Consider the following 21,474-nt stretch of genomic DNA (forward strand, 5'->3'; position numbering starts at 1 on the left):
CACACAGGAGGCAGCAATGGCCAACCCAACGCTTTTGATTACGGGCGCATCAAGCGGCATCGGTGAAGCCTGTGCCCGCCATGCGGCCGAGGCCGGTTACAACGTGGCACTGGCGGCACGCAGCACGAAGCGCCTTGAAACGCTGGCGGAGACGCTGGAGCAGGAATACGGCGTTCAGTCGGCGGCCTTTACCTGCAACGTGCAGTCGTGGGAGGACCAAGAGCAGCTGGTGGCCTCGGTCGTTGCGCGTTTTGGCAGTCTGGATGCGGTTTTTGCCAACGCCGGTCGCGGCCTTGAAGGGCGTGGCTATGGCGGCAGCGACCCGGAAGAGTGGCGCGAGGTGCTCTTGACCAATGTGCTGGGCCCGGCACTGACGGTGCGCGCGGCCATGGCCGAGCTGAAAAAAAGCCGCGGGCACGTGCTGATCACGGGCTCCGTTGCCGGGCGCCGGGTCATGCCGGGCTCGTTTTACGGCGCCACCAAAAGCGCCGTCCAGAGCATGGCCTATAACCTGCGCGAGGAGGTCAAGGGCAGCGGCATGCGCGTCACGCTGATCGAGCCGGGCGTGGTGGATACGCCCTTTTTCGACGAGCCGCAGGACAATGCCCTGACGCCGGACGATATCGCCCGTTCGGTGGTCTTTGCATTGACCCAGCCCGGGCACGTGGAAGTGCACGACATGTGCATTCTGCCGACACCACCGATCGAGGAGTAAGCGTCGGGCAGCAGGGCTGTGTGGGTATAAGCGCCAGGCCATAAAAAAAGGGGACGCCAGCTGGCGTCCCCTTTTGGTACTCACATACGTGTTTCGCTTACATACGTTTCGTTGCTGACAGTACGTGATTACAGCAGCGCGTCGAGCTTTTCCGTGAGCATGGCGTTGACCTGCGGCGGGTTGGCCGTACCGCGCGAGGCCTTCATGACCTGGCCGACGAAAAAGCCGATCATCTTGCCGCGCTTGTCCTCGGTTGCTTCGCGATACTGGGTGACCTGCACCGGGTTGTCGGCAATCACCTGATCACACAGCGATTCGATCGCACCGGTATCGGTGACCTGCTTGAGACCGCGGGACTCGATGATCTCATCGGCCGTCTCACCCTTGCGCTCCCACAGATCGGCAAAGACCTGCTTGGCAGCCTTGCCGTTGATGGTGTCATCCGCCAGACGCCTCAAAAGGCCGCCGAGCTGCTCGGCGCTGACCGGGCTTTCGGTGATATCAAGGCCGTCACGATTAAGCCGGCCGAGCAGATCGCCCTGGACCCAGTTGGCGGCCAGCTTGGCATCGCTGCAGTGGCCGTGCACGGCTTCGAAATACTCGGCCAGCGCTCGTGACCCGGTGAGCACGTCGGCGTCATAGGGCGACAGGCCCAGAGCATCGACAAAGCGCTGGCGCTTTTCGCTGGGCAGCTCCGGCAGCAGCGAGCGCTGATGCTCGATATAGGCCTCATCGAGCATCAGGGGCAGCAGGTCGGGGCAGGGGAAGTAGCGATAGTCGTTGGCTTCCTCCTTGGTCCGCATCGAACGGGTCTCGTCCAGATCCGGGTTGTAGAGACGCGTTTCCTGCACGACGACGCCGCCTTCCTCGAGAATCTCGCTTTGACGCTCGATCTCGAAGGCAATGGCACGCTCGACAAAGCGGAAGGAGTTGACGTTCTTGATCTCGGCGCGAGTGCCGAGCTTCTCCTGCCCCTTCGGCCGCAGGGAGACGTTGACGTCGCAGCGCATCGAGCCCTCAGCCATGTTGCCATCGGAGATACCCAGATAGGTCACGATGGCGTGAATGGCGCGGATGTAGGCGGACGCTTCCTCGGCGCTGTGCATGTCGGGTTCGGAGACGATCTCCAGAAGCGGCGTGCCGGCGCGGTTGAGGTCGATGCCGGTCATGCCGCTGTAGTCTTCGTGCAGCGATTTGCCGGCATCCTCTTCCATGTGGGCATGATGGATACGCACGGTCTTGATGGTGCCATCGCCCAGGGTGATGTCGACCTCGCCACGCCCGACGACCGGGTGCGCCATCTGGCTGGTCTGGTAGCCCTTGGGCAGGTCCGGGTAGAAATAGTTCTTGCGCTCGAACACCGAGTATTCGGGGATCTCGGCATTGATCGCCAGGCCAAAGCGTACTGCCATGGCCACGGCATTTTCGTTGAGCACCGGCAGCGTGCCCGGCAGGCCCAGGTCGATGCCGCAGGCCTGGGTGTTGGCCTCGGCGCCGAAGGCCGTCGAGGCGCCGGAAAAGATTTTCGAGCAGGTCGACAGCTGCACGTGGACTTCAAGCCCGATCACGACTTCCCACTGCATGTTGTTACTCCTTGATCTCGGGCCGGCGCTGATGCCAGTCGGTGGCCTGCTGATAGGCGTGCGCCACGTTAAGAAGGTGCGCTTCACTGAAGTGCGGCCCCAGAATCTGAAGCCCGACCGGGCGGTTGTCGACCAGACCAGCCGGCACACTGATACCGGGAATGCCGGCCAGGTTGATGGCGATGGTGTAGATGTCCTGTAGATACATCTGCACCGGGTCGGCCTTGGCACCCAGTTCAAAAGCGGTGGTCGGCGCCGCCGGGCCCATCAGCACATCCACCCGTCCAAAGGCGTCGATAAAGTCCTGACGAATCAGTCGACGGATCTGCTGCGCCTTGCGGTAGTAGGCATCGAAAAAGCCTTCCGAGAGAGTGTGCGTGCCGATCAGGATGCGTCGCTTGACCTCATCGCCAAAGCCTTCGGCGCGGGTGCGCTTGTAAAGATCCTCGAGATCGACCGGATCATCACAGCGGTGACCAAAACGCACGCCATCAAAGCGTGACAGGTTGGAGGAGGCCTCGGCCGGCGCGATGACGTAATAGGCCGGAATCGCCAGACGGGTATGGGGCAGACTGACATCGATGACCTGCGCGCCGAGAGATTCGTAGACCTTCACCGCGTCGCGAATGGCCGTTTCGACCTCGGGGGCCAGACCTTCACCGAAATACTCCACCGGCAGGCCGATCTTGAGGCCGTTGAGGGGCTTGTCCAGCCCCTGGGTGTAGTCGGGCACGTTGCGCGAGACGCTGGTTGAATCGCGCACGTCATGGCCGGCCATGGCGTTCATGAGCATGGCGCAGTCTTCTGCCGTGCGGGCCATGGGGCCGGCCTGATCCAGGCTCGAGGCGTAGGCGATCATGCCGTAGCGCGAGATGCGTCCGTAGGTGGGCTTGAGTCCGGTAATGCCGCAAAACGCCGCCGGCTGGCGGATCGAGCCACCGGTGTCGGTGCCCAGCGCGGCCGGAACGAGGCCTGCCGCCACGGCCGCGGCACTGCCGCCGGAGGAGCCGCCGGGGACTAGCGTCGGATTCCAGGGGTTTTTGACCGGACCGTAGTAGCTGTTTTCGTTGGAAGAGCCCATGGCGAACTCATCCATGTTGGTCTTGCCAAGGCTGACCGTACCGGCGTGGCGAAGCTTTTCCACCACGGTGGCATTGTAGGGGGCGATGAAGTTGTCCAGCATCTTCGAGCCGGCACTGGTGCGCACGCCCTCGGTGCAGAAAATGTCCTTGTAGGCCAGCGGCAGGCCACCGAGAACACCGGCTTCCCCCTTGTGACGCAGGGCGTCGGCGGCATCGGCGTCTTCAAGGGCCTGCTCGCCGGTGACGGTGATAAAACTGTTGAGCGCCGGGTCCAGGCGCTTGATGCGCTCGAGCAGCGAGGTCGTCAGCTCACGACTGGAGAAGTCACCGGCAGCCAGGCCGCGGGCCAGTTCGGCAAGTGTCTTGTCATGCATGGGGGCTTGTTACTCCTTGGCTGCCCTTGATCGGGCCAGTGTTTCCGGTCTGTCGCATCTCAAAGCGGTCAGGCGTTGTCATGACGATCACTCGACCACGCGCGGCACCAGATACAGACCGTCTGCCGTAGCCGGGGCAATTTTCTGGAAGGTGTCGCGACGGTCGGGCTCGATCGCTTCGTCGGCGCGCAGGGGCTGAGTGGCGTCGAGTGGATGGGACAGCGGCGCCACGCCGTCGGTGTCGATCTCGGCAAGCCGGTCTACCATCTCCATAATGCGAGACAGATCATCAACATAGCGTTCGGCCTGGGCGTCACTCACACCCAGACGAGCCAGATGTGCTGCGCGCAGAACATTGGCGTGTTCAATAGCCATGGCGGTTCTACCTTTGAACAATGCAGGGTTGAATTACAAAAGCGTGGACCTCCGGCTTCTGATCGGGCTGCATAAAACCAACAAAAAGAAGCGAGGCCACATTGTGGGAAGAAGGTATCATAAGCAGCGACGGCATGGCAGGCGGGCTGCTTGCCGCATCATGACGGCGATGATACCGTTTGCATCCGCACAAGTTCCGGTCTGGCCCAGGTGAAAGACTTTCATGTTTAAACGTTTACGGGGGTTGTTTTCCAGTGATCTGTCGATCGATCTGGGAACGGCCAATACACTGATTTATGTACGTGGTCGCGGTATCGTGCTCGATGAACCCTCGGTCGTGGCCATTCGCCAGTCCGGCAGCATGAGAAGCGTGGCCGCTGTCGGCCTTGATGCCAAGCGGATGCTGGGGCGCACGCCCGGCAACATCACCGCCATTCGTCCGATGAAGGACGGCGTCATTGCCGACTTCACCGTCACCGAACAAATGCTGCAGTATTTTATTCGAAAGGTGCATCAAAGCACCTTTTTAACGCCCAGCCCCCGGGTTCTGGTCTGTGTTCCCTGCATGTCCACGCAGGTCGAGCGCCGTGCCATCAAGGAGTCCGCTGAAGGGGCCGGGGCCCGTGAAGTCTTTCTGATCGAAGAGCCAATGGCGGCTGCCATCGGTGCCGGTCTGCCGGTCGAGGAGGCCACCGGTTCGATGGTGGTCGATATCGGTGGCGGCACGACCGAAATTGCCATCATCTCGCTTTCCGGCGTGGTCTATTCCGAATCCGTGCGGGTGGGCGGTGACCGCTTTGACGAAGCGATTACGGCCTATGTGCGTCGCCATTACGGCAGCCTGATCGGCGAGGCCACGGCTGAGCGCATCAAGGAAGAGATCGGCTGTGCCTGGCCGGGCGGTGAACTGCGTGAAATCGATGTCCGGGGCCGCAATCTCGCCGAGGGCGTGCCGCGCAGCTTTACCCTGAACTCCAACGAGATTCTCGACGCCCTCCAGGAGCCGCTGTCCTCGATCGTGGCCGTCGTCAGGAGTGCGCTGGAGCAGTCGCCTCCCGAGCTTGCCTCCGATATTGCCGACCGCGGTCTGGTCATCACCGGCGGTGGCGGTCTTTTGCGCGATATCGACAAGCTGATTGCCGAAGAGACCGGCCTGCCGGTCATCATTGCCGAAGACCCGCTGACCTGTGTGGCCCGCGGCGGTGGCAAGGCGCTTGAAATGATCGATCAGCACACCTTCGAACTGCTGTCTACCGACTGATGTCAGCGGCTGCCGGCGCCTTGCGCCGGCGGCATACGGTTCGCGGGAGGAAAGCCTATCAAACCGCTTTTTTCGCACGGTCCCATTCCCGGCTACCGAATGATCCTTTGCGTCATTCTGGCGTCCTTTTTGATGTTTGCCGACCAGCGCATGAGCTGGATGGAAGACGTGCGTGCCCAGGTGTCGACCGTGGTGGCGCCGGTTCAGTGGATCGTCAGTCTGCCGGCCCGGGGCCTGAGCCTGGCGTCTCTGGCGCTGAGCGATCAGACCCGTCTGGTCAACGAAAATCGCCAGCTTCGCGAGCGACTCCTGACCCTGTCACAGCGTGTCCAGCGCATGGCCAGTCTGTCCGAGGAAAACACCCGGCTGCGCGAGCTTTTAAAAGCGACGCCGCGTCAGGAAATTCCCTGGATTACGGCGGGACTGCTGACGCTGGACAACGATCCCTTTTTGCAGCAGATGATCATCGACCGCGGCCAGCAAAGCGGCGTGTACAGCGGTCAGCCGGTGGTGGATTCGGCCGGACTGGTCGGTCAGATCATCTCGGTGTCGCGCTACTCGAGCCGCGTGCTTTTGATTACTGATGCCAGCCATTCGGTGCCCGTGCAGATCAACCGCAACGGGCTGCGCTTCATCGCTCGCGGTGCCGGCCAGTCCAGCCGTTTGATGCTGGACAATGTGCCCAACAATACCGACATCCGTGAAGGGGATCTGCTGGTGACCTCGGGACTGACCGGACGTTTCCCGGAAGGCTACCCGGTGGCGCGCGTTAACCGGATTGTGCGTAATGCTGGTACGCCCTTTGCCAGTGTGGAGGTGTTGCCCATCGCCCGGCTCGATCGCAGTCGCAATTTCCTGCTGCTCTTTACCCATGACCGGCTCAAGCGCACCCGTCATCGGTTGAGTCAGGAGGCGGTGGACGCGGCCCTTCAGGTGGCTCGCGCCAGCCGTCAGGAGACGCGTCAATGAAAGGCTATTCCGCAGTCATTCCACTGTCCTTTCTGTGTGCCCTGATTCTTCAGGTCATGCCGCTGCCCGAAGAGTGGCTTTTGTGGCGCCCCAACTGGACCGGGCTGGTGCTGATCTACTGGTGCATCATCACGCCCTACCGGGTGGGCGTCTTCCACGGTTTTTTGATCGGCATGCTGATCGATCTGCTGCAGGGGACGCCGCTGGGAGAGAATGCCCTTTTGTATGCCACCATCGCCTTTTTGACGCTGCTGCTCTATCAGCGCATGCGGATCTATGCACTCTGGCGTCAGGCCATGCTGGTTACGATCGTGCTGGCATTGATGCAGCTGTTCGAGCAGTGGCTGCGCGCCATTTTGCTGGGCTCGCCGCTGCATCTCGAGTTTGTTTACGCCGCATTGCTGGGTGGCCTGCTATGGCCCTGGCTGTTTACCCTGATGCAGGTCGTGCGCCGGCGCTTTGCTTCCTTTTGATATCCCGTTTGCGTCTGCCGGACAGTGTGTTGTTCGGTGAATCAGGGCGCCCTTGCAGCCCCCTTTTTCGGATACCCCATGCCCATGTCATCGCCTGATCTGATTCTTGCCTCGGCATCCCCCAGGCGCCTTGAACTGCTGGCCACGCTTGGTGTGATCGCCCATGCCTTTCCGGTGGATCTGGATGAAACCCCACACCCTGATGAGCCGCCCCGGGACTACGTCGTGCGTCTGGCGCGGGAGAAGGCGCTGGCCGGTCAGCAGGCGTTTGACACGACACTGCCCGTGCTGGGCGGCGATACTGCGCTTTCCGTGGACGGGCAGATTCTGGGCAAGCCGGAAAGCGATGACCATGCCCGGGCCTGGCTTCGCGCCCTGTCAGGACGTTCGCATCAGGTCATTAGTGCCGTGGCCGTCACCGGGCCTGCCGGGGTGTTGGAGGCCTGTGTCATCAGCGACGTTCATTTTCGCTTGATGGAAGAAACGGAAATCAGCGCCTATGTTGCCAGCGGTGAAGGGCGCGACAAGGCCGGTGGTTATGCCCTGCAGGGGCGGGGGGCGATGTTTGTCTCGCGCATCGAGGGGAGCTGGTCGGGTATCGTCGGCCTGCCGCTTTGTGAAACGGCGCAACTGCTCGCCCGTCAGGGCGTGGCGCCATGGCTGGCCGGTAATGAATTGACCCAGGGAGAGGCGTCGTGAGCGGTGAAATCCTGATCAACATGACGCCCATGGAAACCCGGGTTGCGGTGGTCGAAAATGGCGTGCTCCAGGAGGCCTGGATCGAGCGGGACCAGTGCCGGGGAATCGTCAGCAATATCTACATGGGCAAGGTCGTGCGCGTACTGCCGGGCATGCAGGCGGCCTTTGTCGATATCGGGCAGAGCCGAACCGCCTTTATTCACGCCCACGAGCTGATGCCGGCCGGTCATCCCGGACAGGAGGCCGCGCCGATTCGAACGCTGGTCCATGAGGGGCAGTCGCTGGTGGTTCAGGTCATCAAGGACCCCATGGGCACCAAGGGCGCCCGTTTGACCACGCAGCTTTCCATTCCCTCGCGCTATCTGGTGTACATGCCCGGGGCGGCCCATGTCGGCGTGTCCCAGCGCATCGAGGGTGACGCCGAGCGCGAGCGTCTGCGCAACATGGTTCATGCTCAGGCCAGTGCCCGCGACGCTCTGGTGGGCGGGTTTATCATCCGCACGGCCGCCGAAGGCGTTGATGAGCCCTCGCTGGCCGCCGACATGCAGTTTCTGCTCAGGCTGTGGCGCAAGATTGATGCCGCCCGGCGCGGTACGAAAGCCCCGGTCGTGCTCTATGAGGATCTGGCACTGCCGACCCGGACACTGCGTGATGTCATGCATGAAGGAATCGAGCGTATCCGCATCGATTCGAGAGAAAACCATGATCGCCTGCGTGAATTCGCCCGGGAGCTGATGCCGTCGCTGGAGTCGCGCATCGAGTATTATCCCGGAGAGCGTCCCATCTTTGATCTCTTCTCGGTCGAAGACGAGCTGCAACGAGCGCTGGAGCGCCGCGCTGATCTCAAATCCGGCGGTTATCTGATCATCGATCAGACCGAGGCCATGACCACCATCGACGTCAATACCGGCGCCTTTGTAGGGCATCGCAATCTTGAGGAGACCATCTTCAAGACCAATCTCGAGGCGGCAACGGCCATTGCCCGACAGCTTCGCCTGCGCAACCTGGGTGGCATCATCATTATCGATTTCATCGATATGCTCGACAGCGACCACCAGCGCCAGGTCCTGCGGGTGCTGGAGAAGGCGCTCGAACGTGACCATGCCCGTACCCGACTGTCGGGAGTTACCGAACTGGGGCTGGTTCAGATGACGCGCAAGCGAACCCGCGAGAGTCTGGAACATGTGCTGTGCCAGCCGTGTCCCGTCTGCAAGGGGCGCGGCACCCTCAAGACGCCGGAGACCGTCTGCTATGAAATCTTTCGTGAGATCATGCGTGAGGAGCGGGCCTATTCGCCGGAGACGTATCTGGTCATGGCCGCTCAGCGCGTGGTAGACAGACTGCATGAAGAGGAGTCGACGGCGGTGGCTGATCTGGAGAGCTTTATTGGCAAGACCATCCGGTTTCAGGTGGAACAGCACTATTGTCAGGAGCAGTACGACATCGTACTGATGTGATCATGTCTTCGCTGCGAATCCTGACGCGCTGGCTGCTGACCCTGGCAGCCATCATCCTGCTGCTGCTGGCGGTCGTGACGACCTCGCTGCGCCTGGGCGTACTCAATCAGCCCGCTCTGCAACAGCAGGTTCTCGAGATGCTGGACCTGCCGTCGCAGTATCACGTGCGCTGGCAGGACCTGCGACTCGAGCTGCAGGGGCGCGAACTGGTCGTGGCGCTGAACAATCTGGATCTCGACGGCAACGAGGGCGCGCGTTCTCTGATGTCACTGGGCGGTCTCAAGGCGAATCTTGACGTGTTCGATCTGATGGCCGGTCGAGCCCCCACACTGTCCGCCTTTCATGTCCGCGACGTCTCGATCGATCTGTATGAAACCGCGCCGGGCGAGTGGGGGTGGGGGCCGTCATCGCAGGACGACAACGACGAGGCCTTGGAGATAACGCCCGAGCGCGTGACGACCTGGGTTGAGACCCTGATGCGACAGTCCGTCGATCTCCGGGATGGTCGCATCAACTTCCACGCCCGTCTGGCAGAGGGGGGGTCCGACGCCTCTGGCGAAAGCTCTGCCACGACCTCCTCACTCTTGATCGACCGGGTGGCCATTGCCGGCAGCCGGCAGACCGGGCGTACGCTTGCAGCGTCGGCGCACTGGGAGGGTGAGGCGGCGGCAGGCTTTGGCCTGGCGGGTCGCTTTGATGACATCACCCCACTGGATGGCCGGCTTCAGCTCAAGGCCGATGCCGAGCAGGCTCGCCGCCTGGCCGGTCTCTGGAGTGCCCTGTGGCCCGGCTACGCTTTTTCGAGTGCACAGGGTCAGGCCTCATTATGGTTGGGCTGGCACGAGGGCGACATGACGACCGGTCGGCTATCGCTGGACGGGGCAGCGCTTTCCGGCATGCATCGCGACGCGGTGTTTACGCTCAACGACATGACGCTGGAAGCCGGGCTCGAGCGTACCTCGAGCGGTCGCTGGCACGGCAGCGTCGAACGCCTCGGGCTTGCACGTGATGGCCAGGCGCTTTCCCTGTTGCCCGAGGCGGCCGAGCTGGACGCATCAGAGGACTTCTCCGATTTCAGCGTCAACACCACGGCGTTTGCACTGGACGATATCACGGCCCTTTCGGATCTCATGCCGCTGCCGGACGGCGAAAGCCGCCAGATGCTGGCGGGGATGGCGCTCAAGGGACGTATTGACGGTCTCTCCATTCGTCGCCGTCAGGGTGGGCCTGTCGAAACGCGTGCGGCACTGCGGGGTGTCTCGGGACAGCCAGTACAGCAGATCCCCGGGTTTGGCCCGATCGATGGCTGGCTGGTGGCCGAGGGGCTTGATGCACGGCTTGATTTTGGCGCACGCCATACCGAGCTGAATCTACCGGAAGTCTTTCTCGCGCCCTGGGCGCTTGATAACGTCAGCGGCACGCTTGCCTTCAATATCGGTGAGGATGGCGAGATTCACTTTGGCGGCAGCGATATCGCGCTTGAGCGCCGAGGGGCGCATGCCCGAGGAGATTTCGCGTTGACGGCGCCGCCGGGCAAGCCGGAGCGCTTTGACATGAACGTCGCCTTTGAAGGCGTCTCCACCGACAAGCCGCGCGAGTGGCTGCCTGTCAATGCCATCGATGACCCCGAAGTGCGCGTCTGGCTGGACAAGCGCATTCATCGCGCCGATATCCCGAATGGCAACGTGGCGCTGCGGCTGGTATTCAACGATGATCGGCCCGAGGCCCCCGATGAAGACAAGGTGAGAGTGTCGGCGGATGCCCGCAATGTCAGCATGACCTGGCAGGAGGGCTGGCCGCCGGTGACCGGACTGGATGGTCGGTTCACCATGGCAGGCAACAATTTCGATGCCGATATTACCCACGCCAATCTGATGGGCATGGTCTCACGCGGGGCGAAGGCGGCGCTTCATGACCAGCAATTTACGCTCTCGGCGCTGGTCACCGGCGATGCCGGCAACCTGCTTGAGCTGTTGCAAAAGGCGCCGCTGGAAGATGACTCGCTCAGCGAGACGCTCAACACCTGGCGCACGGGGGGTAGTCTGATCGGTTCGGTCAATGTCTCGCTGCCGACCACGGACCCCGAAGCCGTCAAAATCAACAGCGACGGTCGGCTGAGTGGCGCCACGCTGTATTCGAAAGAGTCGGATCTGACCGTGACCGATATCGAAGGTGATGTGCATTACGGCTATCGCCGTCAGCAAAGCCGCATTACCGGCGCGCTGGATGCGCGTGTTTTCGAGGGGCCTGTCAGGGCACGGCTGAATCTGATGGATGGCGGTATCGATATTACCGGGCGCGGCTACGCCGAAGGGGTGGCGGGCTGGCTGGGCCTTGAGAACATTATTCCCATCGTTCACGGTCCCATCGACTATACGGCGCAGATCATGCTGGGCGAGGGGGGGGCACAGATTCACGTGCAGACTCCGCTTGAAGGGCTGTCGCTGCAGCTGCCTCAGCCGTTTCAGAAATCGCCCGACACGCCGCTGCCCCTGACGCTGGATGTGGACGTTGGCAGCGGCGCCGGTGAACTGCGGGCCGGTGAGCTGGTGCGTGCTCGCTGGCGGCGCAACAGCCATCAGGGGCAGGTCTGGCTGGAGGAGATGCCCGCCGAGAACGTCGAGTGGCCCGAGCAGGATCACTGGCAGGTCAACTGGCAGGCGGACCGGCTGGATCTGGTGGCCTGGCAGCTGGCCATTTCCCAGCTTTCCGACACGGCCGATGACAACAGCCGTCGCCGGCGCCCCGATGCGCCCTCCCAGAAGATTTCGCCCATCGAGCGTATCGCGGTGGATACCGACTGCGTTTTGTTCGGTGTGACCTGTCTTGGCAGCGCCCGCGGGCTGGGTGAAGTGCGCGGCAATGACTGGCACGCCATGGTCGACAGCTCCTTTTTGAGCGGTACGGCCGACTGGCGTGACAATCCGGCACTGCCGGTGACCGTTCATATCGACTGGCTGGATCTGACGCCCCTGATGACCGAGGCCCGGCGCAGCAGCGAGGCGGCCGATGCTGCGGGCAAGGCTTCGGAAACAACGCTGACGGCCTATCCGGAAGGGCTGGCGAGTCTGGGAGATGGCGAGTTCACGGTCGATCAGGTGCGCCTTGACGGGCGTATGCTGGGGAAGGTGTCTGGTGGCTGGCATTCCGATAGCGAGCGTATCGACATATCGCCCCTGACAATCGAGATGCAGGACCTTGAGGCCAACGGGCAGCTGGTATGGGAACGTGCCGGGAGTCTGCCCAGCCTCAGCCGGTTGCGGCTTGAGGCCAGTGCCGGAGACCTGGGCAAAACCATGGCCTCCTTTGGCGTCAACAACGTGCTCCAGACCGACCGGGGCAGGCTCGACACACAGTTGGCCTGGCCGGGCGCGCCCTGGCAGTTTGATATCAAAGGCGTCAACGGCAGCGTGAACGCCGATCTGGGCAGCGGCCGTCTGACCGCCGTTCAATCGCGCTGGGCCAATCTGCTATCGCTTTTGAACCTGGACAATCTGATGCAGCGCCTTCAGCTCAATTTCTCCGATGTGACCCGCTCCGGGATCGCCTTTAAATCGGTCAAGGCCCGCACAACGCTGCATGAGGGCGTGGTGCGCACAGTGGAGCCGGTGGTCTTTGACGGCTCCGCGACCCGGTTTTCGGCGGGCGGGCAGGTGGATATCCCGGCCCGCACGCTGGATGCCCATCTGGGCCTGACCGTGCCGGTGTCCCAGAATCTGCCTCTGGCGGCGGTACTGGTGGGCGCGCCTCAGGTGGGCGGTGTGCTTTATCTTCTACACAAGCTGTTCGAGCCCTGGTTCGACCGGGTATCGCAGGTTCATTATCACGTGGCGGGTCCCTGGGAGACGCCACAGGTCAAGCTGGAGCATACGCGCTGATGACAATGCCATCCTATTCGAGTACTCGATCGGATCACGCCCGTGCCCTGCTGCTCGACGCGCACGGCCTCGACGATGCCGCGCTTTATCAGGGGCTTGAAACGGCCATGGGGCCGGGCATCGATTTTGCCGATATCTTTTTACAGCGCAGCTGGCGCGAGTCCTGGTCGCTGGAAGACGGCGAGGTCAAGGAGGCCGGCTACAGCATCGACAGCGGGCTGGGCATTCGCGCGCAGCACCTGGAGCAGACCGGGTTTGCCTACTCCAATCAGCTCAGCCGTGAGGCCATTGCCAGCACGGCGCATACCGCGTCGCTGATCGTGCGCGCCGGGCAGCGCACACCGCCGGTGGCGGTCGGTGCGCCGGTATCGGCGGCCGCGCGTTACGACAGCGATAATCCGCTGGCGTCACTGGGCGCTGATGACAAGGTGGCCATGCTCCAGCGCGCCGACCGGATTGCGCGCGCGGCGGATCCGGCGGTAACGCGAGTAAGCGTTTCGCTGAGCGCCTCCTATGAGGCCATCATGGTGCAAAACAGCGACGGCACCCAGGCACTGGACCTGCGTCCGCTGGTACGCTTTAACGTCTCGGTCATTGCCGTGCGTGACGGTCGCCGCGAGCGCGGCAGCGCCGGCGGAGGTGGTCGCTTCTCGCTGACGCAGTTCATGCGCGATGACGTGGCCGACCGCTACGCCCGCGAGGCCGTTCGTCAGGCGCTGGTCAATCTGGAGGCGATCGATGCGCCGGCCGGACAGCTGCCGGTCGTGCTGGCCAACGGCTGGCCGGGCGTGCTGCTGCACGAGGCGGTCGGACACGGTCTTGAAGGCGATTTCAACCGCCACGGCAGCTCGGCGTTCAGCGGTCGAATCGGCGAGCAGGTGGCGGCGCGCGGTGTCACCGTGGTGGATGATGCCACCTGTGAGGGCGGTCGAGGCTCGCTGAGCGTGGACGATGAAGGCACGCCCGGGCAGTACACGCCGCTGATCGAGGATGGCATTTTGACCGGCTACATGCAGGACCGGCTCAATGCGCGACTGATGGGCATGGCGCCGACCGGCAACGGGCGGCGCGAGTCCTATGCCCACCTGCCCATGCCCCGCATGACCAATACCTATATGCTTGCCGGGGCGCACGACCCCGAAGAGATCATTGCCTCGGTCGATCACGGCATTTACGCAGCAAGCTTTGGCGGCGGGCAGGTGGATATTACCTCGGGCCGCTTTGTCTTCTCGGCAAGCGAGGCCTATCTGATCGAAAACGGCAAAATCACCACGCCGGTACGCGGGGCCACCCTGATCGGTAATGGCCCTGAATCGATGGGGCGCATCTCGATGATCGGCAACGATCTGGCACTTGATACCGGGGTGGGCGTGTGCGGCAAGGAAGGGCAGTCCGTGCCTGTCGGCGTCGGACAGCCCACCCTGAAACTCGATGCCATGACGATCGGCGGCACGGCCGGTTAAAACGGCCGGCCGATCAGGACTTACAGCCCGGCGGTATCGCGAATCAGGCGGAAAAGCTTGCGGGCGCTGGCCGGTGGCTTGTCGGCGGCGCGTTCGGCCCGGGCGTTGCGAACCAGCTGGCCCAGCGTCTGACGATCCACGTCCGGGTATTCGTTGACAAAGGCGGTCAGGGTGTCGCTGTCGCCGTCGATCAGGCGGTCGCGCCACTGCTCCAGGTGATGAAAGCCGAGCTCACGCTGGCGCTTTTCACGCGCCATGGTGTCGAATTCGGCGCGAATCTCGTCGAGGTATTCGGCGCGCATGATCTTGCCGACATACTGCATGTGGCGGCGCCGGGCTTCGCGGGAAGTGATACGCCGGGTTTCGTCGATGGCGGCCAGCAGATCATCGGATAGCGGCAGGCGCGCACGCTCTTTGTCGGACAGGGCAATGATCTGCTCGCCGAGCTCCTTGAGATCCTGCGCTTCCTGTTTCAGGCGGGTCTTGTTGGGACGGCCGTTGTCATGATGAAACGCATCATGCGGGCTGTCGGTGTCAGAAGGCGTCTCCTCTACGGAGGGGGCGCGTGATTTTTTTCGTGGCGACATGCAAAAGCTCCGGCGAGCGAAGAACCAATGAATAGGGGAGGCGAGTATATCAGGCTCGTTCCCCTTCCAGGACAGACAGGAGAGCGCCATGGCGAGCACACTGGATATTGATGGTCAGCAGGCGGCACTGGAAACGGCCGTGGCGCAGGCACTGGAACACGCCCGAAGTGCCGGCGCGGATGCCTGTGAAATCGGCGCCAGCGTCCAGCAGGGCATGGAGATCAACGTGCGCGGGGGCAGCGTCGAGACGCTGGAAATGGCACGTGATCAGGGCATCGGTGTCACGCTGTATCTGGGCCGGCGCCGGGCCAGCGTCTCCAGCAGTGACGCGTCACCGGCTTCACTGGTGGATGCCGTCAGTCGGGCGCTTGATATTGCCCGCTATACGGCGGAAGATCCGGCCGCCGGGCTTGCCGACCCGGCGCTTCTGGCACGAGAGCTGCCCGACATGGGTATTCATCACCCCTGGGCGCTTGAGCCCGATGAGGGGATCGAACTTGCCAAACGCTGCGAGCAGGGCGGTTTGGCACTGGAAGGCATCGACAGCAGCGATGGCGCCTCGCTGACCACCAGTGAAGGCGTCAGTGTCTATGGCAACAGCCATGGGTTCATGGGTGTCACGCGCGCCAGTCATCACGCGCTGTCGTGCATGATGATTGCTCGCGACAGCGCCGGGATGCAGCGCGATCACGACTACACCGTCAACTGTGACGCCTCTCGCCTTCGGGCGCCGGAGGCGGTCGGCCGCGTGGCGGCCGAGCAGGCCATGGCGCGACTGGGCGCTCGAACCATGGAAACCGGCAGAATGCCGGTGCTCTTTACGCCGGCGATGGCACGCTCGCTCATTGGCCATTTTCTCAACGCCATTGCCGGTGGCGCCGTGTTTCGCGAATCCTCCTTTTTGTGCGACGCCATGGGAGAGTCACTGTTTCCCGAGTGGCTGAGCCTTGGCGAGCGCCCGCGTGAATATGGCGCCATGGCCAGCAGCGCCTACGACGATGAGGGGGTCTATACGCGGGACAACGACTTTATCCGGGATGGGCGGCTGGCAGGATGGATGCTCTCCAGCTATAGCGCCCGGCGACTGGGGCTTGTCACCACCGGCAACGCCGGCGGGGCGCGCAACGTGCGTCTACAGGCGCCGTTGACGCCCGAAAAAGAGCTTGTGGGCCGCATCGAGCGCGGTGTGCTGGTAACCGAGCTGATGGGCCAGGGGGTCAATACGGTAACGGGCGACTACTCCCGCGGGGCGGCAGGTTTTCTCATTGAGAAAGGCGAGATCGTGGCGCCGGTGGAGGAGTTCACCATTGCCGGCAACCTGCGCGACATGTTCCGCAATCTTGCTGCGCTGGGCGATGACATCGATCGGCGCAGCAGCGTGCATACCGGCAGCTGGCTGATCGATGACATGATGATTGCCGGATAAAGAGGCATAGACCTTCAGGACCGGTCGAGGTCCTGAAGGCGCTTCAATAGAGGGCGGTGGCCAGCCCCAGAAAGGCCACAAAGCCCACCACATCGGTAATGGTGGTCAGCAGTACCCCGCCTGACAGTGCCGGATCGATCGACAGCTTTTTCAGGATAACCGGGATCAGGGTGCCTGCCAGCGCCGCGACCAGCAGATTGATGATCATGGCCATGGCAATGATGGCGCCAAGCTTGGCGTCATGAAAACGCGCCACGGCCATGACGGCGACCACGCCCGCCCAGAGCACGCCGTTAATCGAGCCGGACAGCAGCTCGCGTACCACCAGCCAGCGCACGTTGGCGCCCGACACATGTCCCAGCGCAATACCGCGAATGAGCACGGTCAGGGTCTGTGATCCGGCAATGCCGCCCATGCTGGACACGATCGGCATCAAAACGGCCAGCGCGGCAATCTGCTGAATGGTGTCCTCGAAAAAGCCGATGGCAATCGAGACGATGGTGGCCGCCACCAGGTTGATGCCCAGCCAGACCGCGCGACGGCGGCTGGTGCGCAGTACCGGGGCGAAGGTGTCCTCTTCATCTTCAAGACCTGCCATGGTCATCATGGTGCGCGCCGAATTTTCGCGGATGACATCGACCACGTCATCAATGGTGATGCGTCCCAGCAGCCGGTTGTCGGCGCTGATGACCGGCGCCGATATCAGGTCTCGGCGCTCGAAAATGCTGGCCACCTCATCTTCATGCATCAGTGCCGTGAGGGTAACCACGTCGGTATCCATGATTTCCCGCACGCTGATGCCGGGGTCACTGACCAGAATGCGATTGATGGGCAGGGCCCCGATCAGCTCGTCGTGGCGCGTCACGACCAGCAGGCTGTCGGTGGATTCGGGCAGGCGCTTGTGGCGACGCAGATAGCGCAGCACCACCTCCAGGGTGACATCCGGACGAATCGTGACGGTGTTGGTGTCCATCAGACCGCCGGCCGTGTCCTCGGGATAGGACAGGACCGCTTCGATGCGCGCCCGGCGGGTGGGCGTCATCATCGACAGGATGTCTTCAAGCGTCGTATGCGGCAGACGCTGCAGCAAATCGGCCGCGTCGTCGTTATCGAGCTGCTGGGTGGCCATCAGCAGCTGCGAGGCATCCATTCGGATCAGAAACCCGGTCTGGATATCGTCATTGAGATACTGAAGGATTTCACCCTTGGCGTGACTGTCGACCTGTTCCCACAGGATGTCACGCTCGCGCGGGGGCGTGGATTCCAGCAGCTGAGCAATGTCGGCAGGCGGCAGGCCGCGGCGAAGCAGGCGGCGCACCTGGTCCATCTCCCGCTGCGCCAGAGCGTTTTCGAGTCGCTCCAGACGAGGCTGACGTCTCTTGTGGTTGTTGCTCATTGCCGTGACATCCCGGTGTCAGCCCATGTAAGAGACGCATTCTAGCAGAGAGTCGAACAATGTTCGTTAACGCCCGAGGGCGCTACTGGTCTTCATCAAAGCGCGCATCAAAAAGCGCCACGATGGCGGCCAGCGCCTCTTCGGCATCCTCGCCTTCCACTTGCACCTGCACCACGCTGGTACAGGGTGCGGCCAGCATCAAAAGGGACATGATGTTGGCGGCATCGGCGCTTTTGTCACCGTGGTGAATCGTCACTTTCGAGTCAAAGGGCTGACAGCACTGCACAAGACGCGTCGCGGCGCGTGCATGCAGCCCGCGACGGTTGGTCAGTGTCAGTTCACGCTGAAGCATCACCCGCCTCGCTGACAGCGCGCTGGATGGTCAGTTCGCGATGGCGAATGCGCACGGCCGGGAACTGACCGGCAAAGTGCTCGCCAAGCTGCTCGGTGAGATAGACCGATCGGTGCTGGCCGCCGGTACAGCCGATGGCCACGGTCAGATAGCTGCGATGGCTGGCAAGGTAGGAGGGCAGCCAGCGTTCGAGCCACTGACAGATATCGCCAAACATTGCCCTGACCTCGTCATGGGCTTCCAGAAAGGCGATCACGTCATCGTCCTGACCGGTCTGGGTGCGATAGCGCGGATCCCAGTAGGGATTGGGCAGACAGCGCACGTCAAACACCATGTCGGCATCCAGCGGCACGCCGCGCTTGAAACCAAAGGATTCAAAGGTCAGCGTCAGGTCATTGATGTCGTGGCGCGCCACCTGTTCGGCCACGCGACGTCTGAGGTCATGGACGGACTGATTGGAGGTGTCGATGATCAGATCGGCCGTATAGCGAAGGGGCGAGAGGAACTGATGCTCCGCCTCGATCGCCTCGGCCAGCGTCATCTGGGTTTCCCGCGTCAGCGGGTGGCGGCGACGTGTGGCCGCGTAGCGCTCAAGCAGCACTCGTGAGTCGGCCGTTAAATAGACCACCTGGCAGTGAATGCCGCGGTTGGAAAGCGCTTCCAGATGTTCCGGAAAACGCTCGAGCGCACTGGGCAGATTGCGGGCATCGATACTGACCGCGACACGGTTGCGGTGCGGGCTGCCGGCTTCGAGTTCGTCGATCAGTGCCGACAACAGCATCGCCGGAAGATTGTCGATGGCATAAAAGCCCTGATCTTCCAGTGCCTGCAGCGCAATGGATTTCCCGGAACCGGAGCGTCCACTGACGATAACTAGTTCCATGGCCATGCTGCTTATACTCGCGTGGAAAGTTGACTGATGGCCTGCATCAGAATGTCATGAAGTTCCTGTTCATCGTGGGCGTTGCGCAGGGCATGCCGGGTTTCGGCAGCGTTCATGACTTCGGCGATCTGTGCCAGCAGGGAGAGGTGCGTGTCTTCGGCGGCTTCCGGTACCAGCAGTACAAAAAGCAGGTCAACGGGCTCGCCATCGATGGCATCGAAATCCACGGCCTGCTGAAGACGCATGAATCCGGCCAGTGGCTGGCGGCAGTGTGAGTTGCGTGCATGGGGAATGGCCACGCCATTCCCCACACCGGTACTCCCCAGACGCTCCCTGCTGATCAGACGGGAAAAGACTTCCTGACTGTCGAGACTGGGAATGTTTTGTGAGACGAACCCGCTGAAAAACTCCAGCACGCGCTTCTTGCTGCCTCCTTCCACGTCAAACAGGATTCGGTCGGAGGGGAGTATCTGATCAAGTGTCATGGGTTTACAGGTATTTGCCGTTGCCCTGGGAGCGGGCCTGTGTTTTCTCCTTGTGCTTGAGCAACTGTCGATCCAGCTTCTCGGTCAAGGCATCGATGGCAACATAGAGATCTTCCTGCTCGGCCTGAGCATGAAGCTCGGCACCTGCGGCGTGGAGCGTGGCCGCAGCCTGCTGGCGCTCCTTCTCGACAGACAGGGTCACCTGAACATTGGTGATGTTGTCGTAGTGGCGTTCCAGCTTGGCAAGCTTTTGATTGACGTGCTCGCGCAGTGCATCGGTCAGTTCGACGTGGTGCCCGGTAATGTTTACCTGCATGGCATGCTCCCTGAATCGAAACGGATAACCGGCAGCCCGTGTGGTCTGCCGGACCTGCAAGCCTCTCCGGCTACTCTCAGATTGTAACGCTTTTCCGGTCAGCGCAAACCCTGAATCACATCGTTATCTGTCGCAGGGCTTTCGAGGCGCCATATTTCATGGCGGGATTCAGGCCAGACGCTTGCGCTCGCTGGAGGAAGGAATGCCCATGGCCTCACGATACTTGGCCACGGTGCGCCTGGCGACCATGATGCCGTTGTCGGCCAGAAGCTGCACCAGCCGGGCATCGGAGAGTGGGCGCCGCGGCGCTTCGTCACCGATGAACTTGCGTATGCGGGCGCGAATCGCCGTGCTGGCGTGGGCATCGCCTTCCTGGCCCACATGGCTCGAGAAAAAGTACTTGAGCTCCTTGATGCCGCGCGGCGTATGGATGTATTTGCGCGTGGTGACCCGGGAGATGGTGGATTCATGCATGTCCACGGCCTGGGCAATATCGGCCAGAATCATGGGCTTGAGGGCCTCATCCCCGTGATCGACAAAGCCTGCCTGTCGCGTCATGATTTCCTGTCCGACCCGCAGCAGGGTGTCGTTGCGACTCGACAGACTCTTGAGCAGCCAGCGTGCTTCCTGAAGGTGCTCCTTGAGGAAGGTGTTGTCCTCGCTTTTATCGGCACGACGCACCATCGCGGCATAATCGGGCTGTATGCGAAGTTTTGGCAGCGCGTCCTGATTGAGTTCGACCTGCCAGCCATGACGGCCGTGATAGCGCAGGATCAGATCCGGGACGACAAGGTGCTGATCAACGGCCTCGAAGTCCTGTCCGGGGCGCGGGTTGAGCGAGCGAATGGTATGGATCACCTCATCAAGGGCGTCGTCATCCAGACTCAGACGACGTTTGAGAAGACGGCGATCATTTTGCCCCAGCGGCTCGAGAAACTGGCGAATCAGGCGTCGGGTCTGGGCAAGCCAGGGGGTGTCGCTTGATCGCTGATCAAGCTGTAACAGCAGGCATTCGCGCAGGTCGCGGGCAAAAACGCCCGTGGGTTCACACTGTTGAAGACGTGCCAGCATGCGCTCCATCTCGGCCTGTGCGAGATCGGCAAGGCCCTGCTGGCGCAGCCCCCTGACGAGGTCTTCAAGCCCCGTGCCGAGATAGCCGCTGGGCTCCAGCGCATCGAGCAGCGTGTCGGTCATCAGCTGCTCGCGCGGGTCCATGTCCATCAGCAGGATCTGTTCGCGCACATGTGACGTCAGATCGATGGCCTGAGCGTTGTGCTCGATATTCCAGCTGTCTTCCGCCGCGCCCGGGGTATTGTTGCTGCCGTTGGTATACACATCGTCCCAGCGGGCATCCAGCGGCAGCTCTTCCGGGATGGTGTCGGACCATTCATCCTGCGAAAGCGGCGTTTCCGGCTGCTCAACGGTGTGCTCTTCTTCGAGATCCAGCAGCGGGTTGCTCTCCAGCGCCATCTGAAGCTCCTGCTGCAGATCCAGCGTGGACAGCTGCAGCAGGTGAATGGCCTGCTGCAACTGCGGCGTCATGGTGAGCTGAGTGCCGGTACGAAGCTGTAAGGCGGGTTTCATCATGGTCGTAACGCCCGGTCGCCAACGTTTGGTGCCACGCTATCCAGTCCGTGGCGACCTTGCAAGTGCTGAAGGCGCCATGAACTGCAAATACCATGCCATTGACTGATAAGTCG

19 protein-coding genes are annotated in these 21,474 nt (G+C 62.2%); 9 read left to right on the top strand and 10 right to left on the bottom strand.

What is annotated here, in order from left to right; all coding sequences use genetic code 11:
- The first annotated feature begins 16 nt into the window (after positions 1–16).
- Complete coding sequence (locus ACXMYO_RS03775) at positions 17–715, top strand: SDR family oxidoreductase (RefSeq protein WP_457807862.1); 699 nt, start codon at positions 17–19, stop codon at positions 713–715.
- A 128-nt stretch (positions 716–843) separates the two neighbouring features.
- On the opposite strand, the gene gatB is transcribed toward ACXMYO_RS03775, so the two are convergent.
- The 3 genes from gatB to gatC all read right to left on the bottom strand — a co-directional run bounded on the left by gatB (position 844) and on the right by gatC (position 4,129).
- A complete protein-coding gene (gatB, locus tag ACXMYO_RS03780) occupies positions 844–2,298 on the bottom strand; it encodes an Asp-tRNA(Asn)/Glu-tRNA(Gln) amidotransferase subunit GatB (RefSeq protein WP_457807863.1) in 1,455 nt (484 codons plus the stop codon).
- Between the two features lie 4 nt (positions 2,299–2,302).
- Positions 2,303–3,754, bottom strand: coding sequence for an Asp-tRNA(Asn)/Glu-tRNA(Gln) amidotransferase subunit GatA (gene gatA / locus ACXMYO_RS03785; RefSeq protein WP_457807864.1), 1,452 nt, complete (start codon positions 3,752–3,754; stop codon positions 2,303–2,305).
- A gap of 87 nt (positions 3,755–3,841) precedes the next feature.
- Positions 3,842–4,129: an Asp-tRNA(Asn)/Glu-tRNA(Gln) amidotransferase subunit GatC gene (gene gatC / locus ACXMYO_RS03790; RefSeq protein WP_438766925.1), complete on the bottom strand. Its 288-nt coding sequence runs from the start codon at positions 4,127–4,129 to the stop codon at positions 3,842–3,844.
- A 223-nt stretch (positions 4,130–4,352) separates the two neighbouring features.
- Here gatC and ACXMYO_RS03795 point away from each other — a divergent pair, with 223 nt between their 5' ends.
- The 7 genes from ACXMYO_RS03795 to tldD all read left to right on the top strand — a co-directional run bounded on the left by ACXMYO_RS03795 (position 4,353) and on the right by tldD (position 14,329).
- A complete protein-coding gene (locus tag ACXMYO_RS03795; RefSeq protein WP_438766927.1) occupies positions 4,353–5,390 on the top strand; it encodes a rod shape-determining protein MreB in 1,038 nt (345 codons plus the stop codon).
- Between the two features lie 57 nt (positions 5,391–5,447).
- Complete coding sequence (mreC, locus tag ACXMYO_RS03800) at positions 5,448–6,359, top strand: rod shape-determining protein MreC (protein ID WP_457809468.1); 912 nt, start codon at positions 5,448–5,450, stop codon at positions 6,357–6,359.
- The gene (gene mreD / locus ACXMYO_RS03805; protein WP_438766931.1) at positions 6,356–6,832 is read left to right on the top strand and encodes a rod shape-determining protein MreD; all 477 of its coding nucleotides are present in this window, start codon (positions 6,356–6,358) and stop codon (positions 6,830–6,832) included. The genes mreC and mreD overlap by 4 nt, the downstream gene beginning before the upstream one ends.
- Positions 6,833–6,916: 84 nt before the next feature.
- Positions 6,917–7,531 (top strand): Maf family protein, encoded by a 615-nt coding sequence (locus ACXMYO_RS03810; protein ID WP_457807865.1) that lies wholly within the window; start codon positions 6,917–6,919, stop codon positions 7,529–7,531.
- Entirely contained in the window at positions 7,528–8,988 is a 1,461-nt protein-coding gene (rng, locus tag ACXMYO_RS03815; protein ID WP_438766935.1) for a ribonuclease G, read from the top strand. Before ACXMYO_RS03810 ends, rng begins: the two co-directional genes overlap by 4 nt.
- Before the next feature lie 2 nt (positions 8,989–8,990).
- Positions 8,991–12,866, top strand: coding sequence for a YhdP family phospholipid transporter (locus ACXMYO_RS03820; RefSeq protein ID WP_457807866.1), 3,876 nt, complete (start codon positions 8,991–8,993; stop codon positions 12,864–12,866).
- Between the two features lie 5 nt (positions 12,867–12,871).
- A complete protein-coding gene (gene tldD, locus ACXMYO_RS03825) occupies positions 12,872–14,329 on the top strand; it encodes a metalloprotease TldD (protein ID WP_457809469.1) in 1,458 nt (485 codons plus the stop codon).
- 20 nt (positions 14,330–14,349) lie between these two features.
- Here tldD and yjgA read toward each other — a convergent pair whose 3' ends face one another.
- Entirely contained in the window at positions 14,350–14,916 is a 567-nt protein-coding gene (gene yjgA / locus ACXMYO_RS03830; protein WP_438766939.1) for a ribosome biogenesis factor YjgA, read from the bottom strand.
- Positions 14,917–15,004: 88 nt separating this feature from the next.
- Here yjgA and pmbA point away from each other — a divergent pair, with 88 nt between their 5' ends.
- On the top strand, positions 15,005–16,342 hold the full coding sequence (gene pmbA / locus ACXMYO_RS03835; RefSeq protein ID WP_457807867.1) for a metalloprotease PmbA: 1,338 nt from the start codon (positions 15,005–15,007) through the stop codon (positions 16,340–16,342).
- A gap of 43 nt (positions 16,343–16,385) precedes the next feature.
- Here the strand turns inward: pmbA and mgtE are convergent, their stop codons facing one another.
- The 6 genes from mgtE to ACXMYO_RS03865 all read right to left on the bottom strand — a co-directional run bounded on the left by mgtE (position 16,386) and on the right by ACXMYO_RS03865 (position 21,361).
- Positions 16,386–17,738 carry a magnesium transporter gene (gene mgtE / locus ACXMYO_RS03840; RefSeq protein ID WP_457807868.1) on the bottom strand — a complete coding sequence of 451 codons (1,353 nt, stop codon included), beginning with the start codon at positions 17,736–17,738 and terminating at the stop codon, positions 16,386–16,388.
- An 82-nt stretch (positions 17,739–17,820) separates the two neighbouring features.
- A complete protein-coding gene (locus ACXMYO_RS03845; RefSeq protein WP_438766945.1) occupies positions 17,821–18,090 on the bottom strand; it encodes an HPr family phosphocarrier protein in 270 nt (89 codons plus the stop codon).
- Positions 18,077–18,973 carry an RNase adapter RapZ gene (gene rapZ, locus ACXMYO_RS03850; protein WP_438766947.1) on the bottom strand — a complete coding sequence of 299 codons (897 nt, stop codon included), beginning with the start codon at positions 18,971–18,973 and terminating at the stop codon, positions 18,077–18,079. The genes ACXMYO_RS03845 and rapZ overlap by 14 nt, the downstream gene beginning before the upstream one ends.
- 11 nt (positions 18,974–18,984) lie before the next feature.
- Positions 18,985–19,458: a PTS IIA-like nitrogen regulatory protein PtsN gene (gene ptsN / locus ACXMYO_RS03855; RefSeq protein ID WP_438766949.1), complete on the bottom strand. Its 474-nt coding sequence runs from the start codon at positions 19,456–19,458 to the stop codon at positions 18,985–18,987.
- Positions 19,459–19,462: 4 nt separating this feature from the next.
- On the bottom strand, positions 19,463–19,774 hold the full coding sequence (gene hpf, locus ACXMYO_RS03860) for a ribosome hibernation-promoting factor, HPF/YfiA family (protein WP_115853448.1): 312 nt from the start codon (positions 19,772–19,774) through the stop codon (positions 19,463–19,465).
- Positions 19,775–19,942: 168 nt separating this feature from the next.
- Entirely contained in the window at positions 19,943–21,361 is a 1,419-nt protein-coding gene (locus ACXMYO_RS03865; RefSeq protein WP_457807869.1) for an RNA polymerase factor sigma-54, read from the bottom strand.
- Positions 21,362–21,474 lie beyond the last annotated feature (113 nt).

This window comes from Kushneria sp. EE4, from assembly GCF_977968315.1.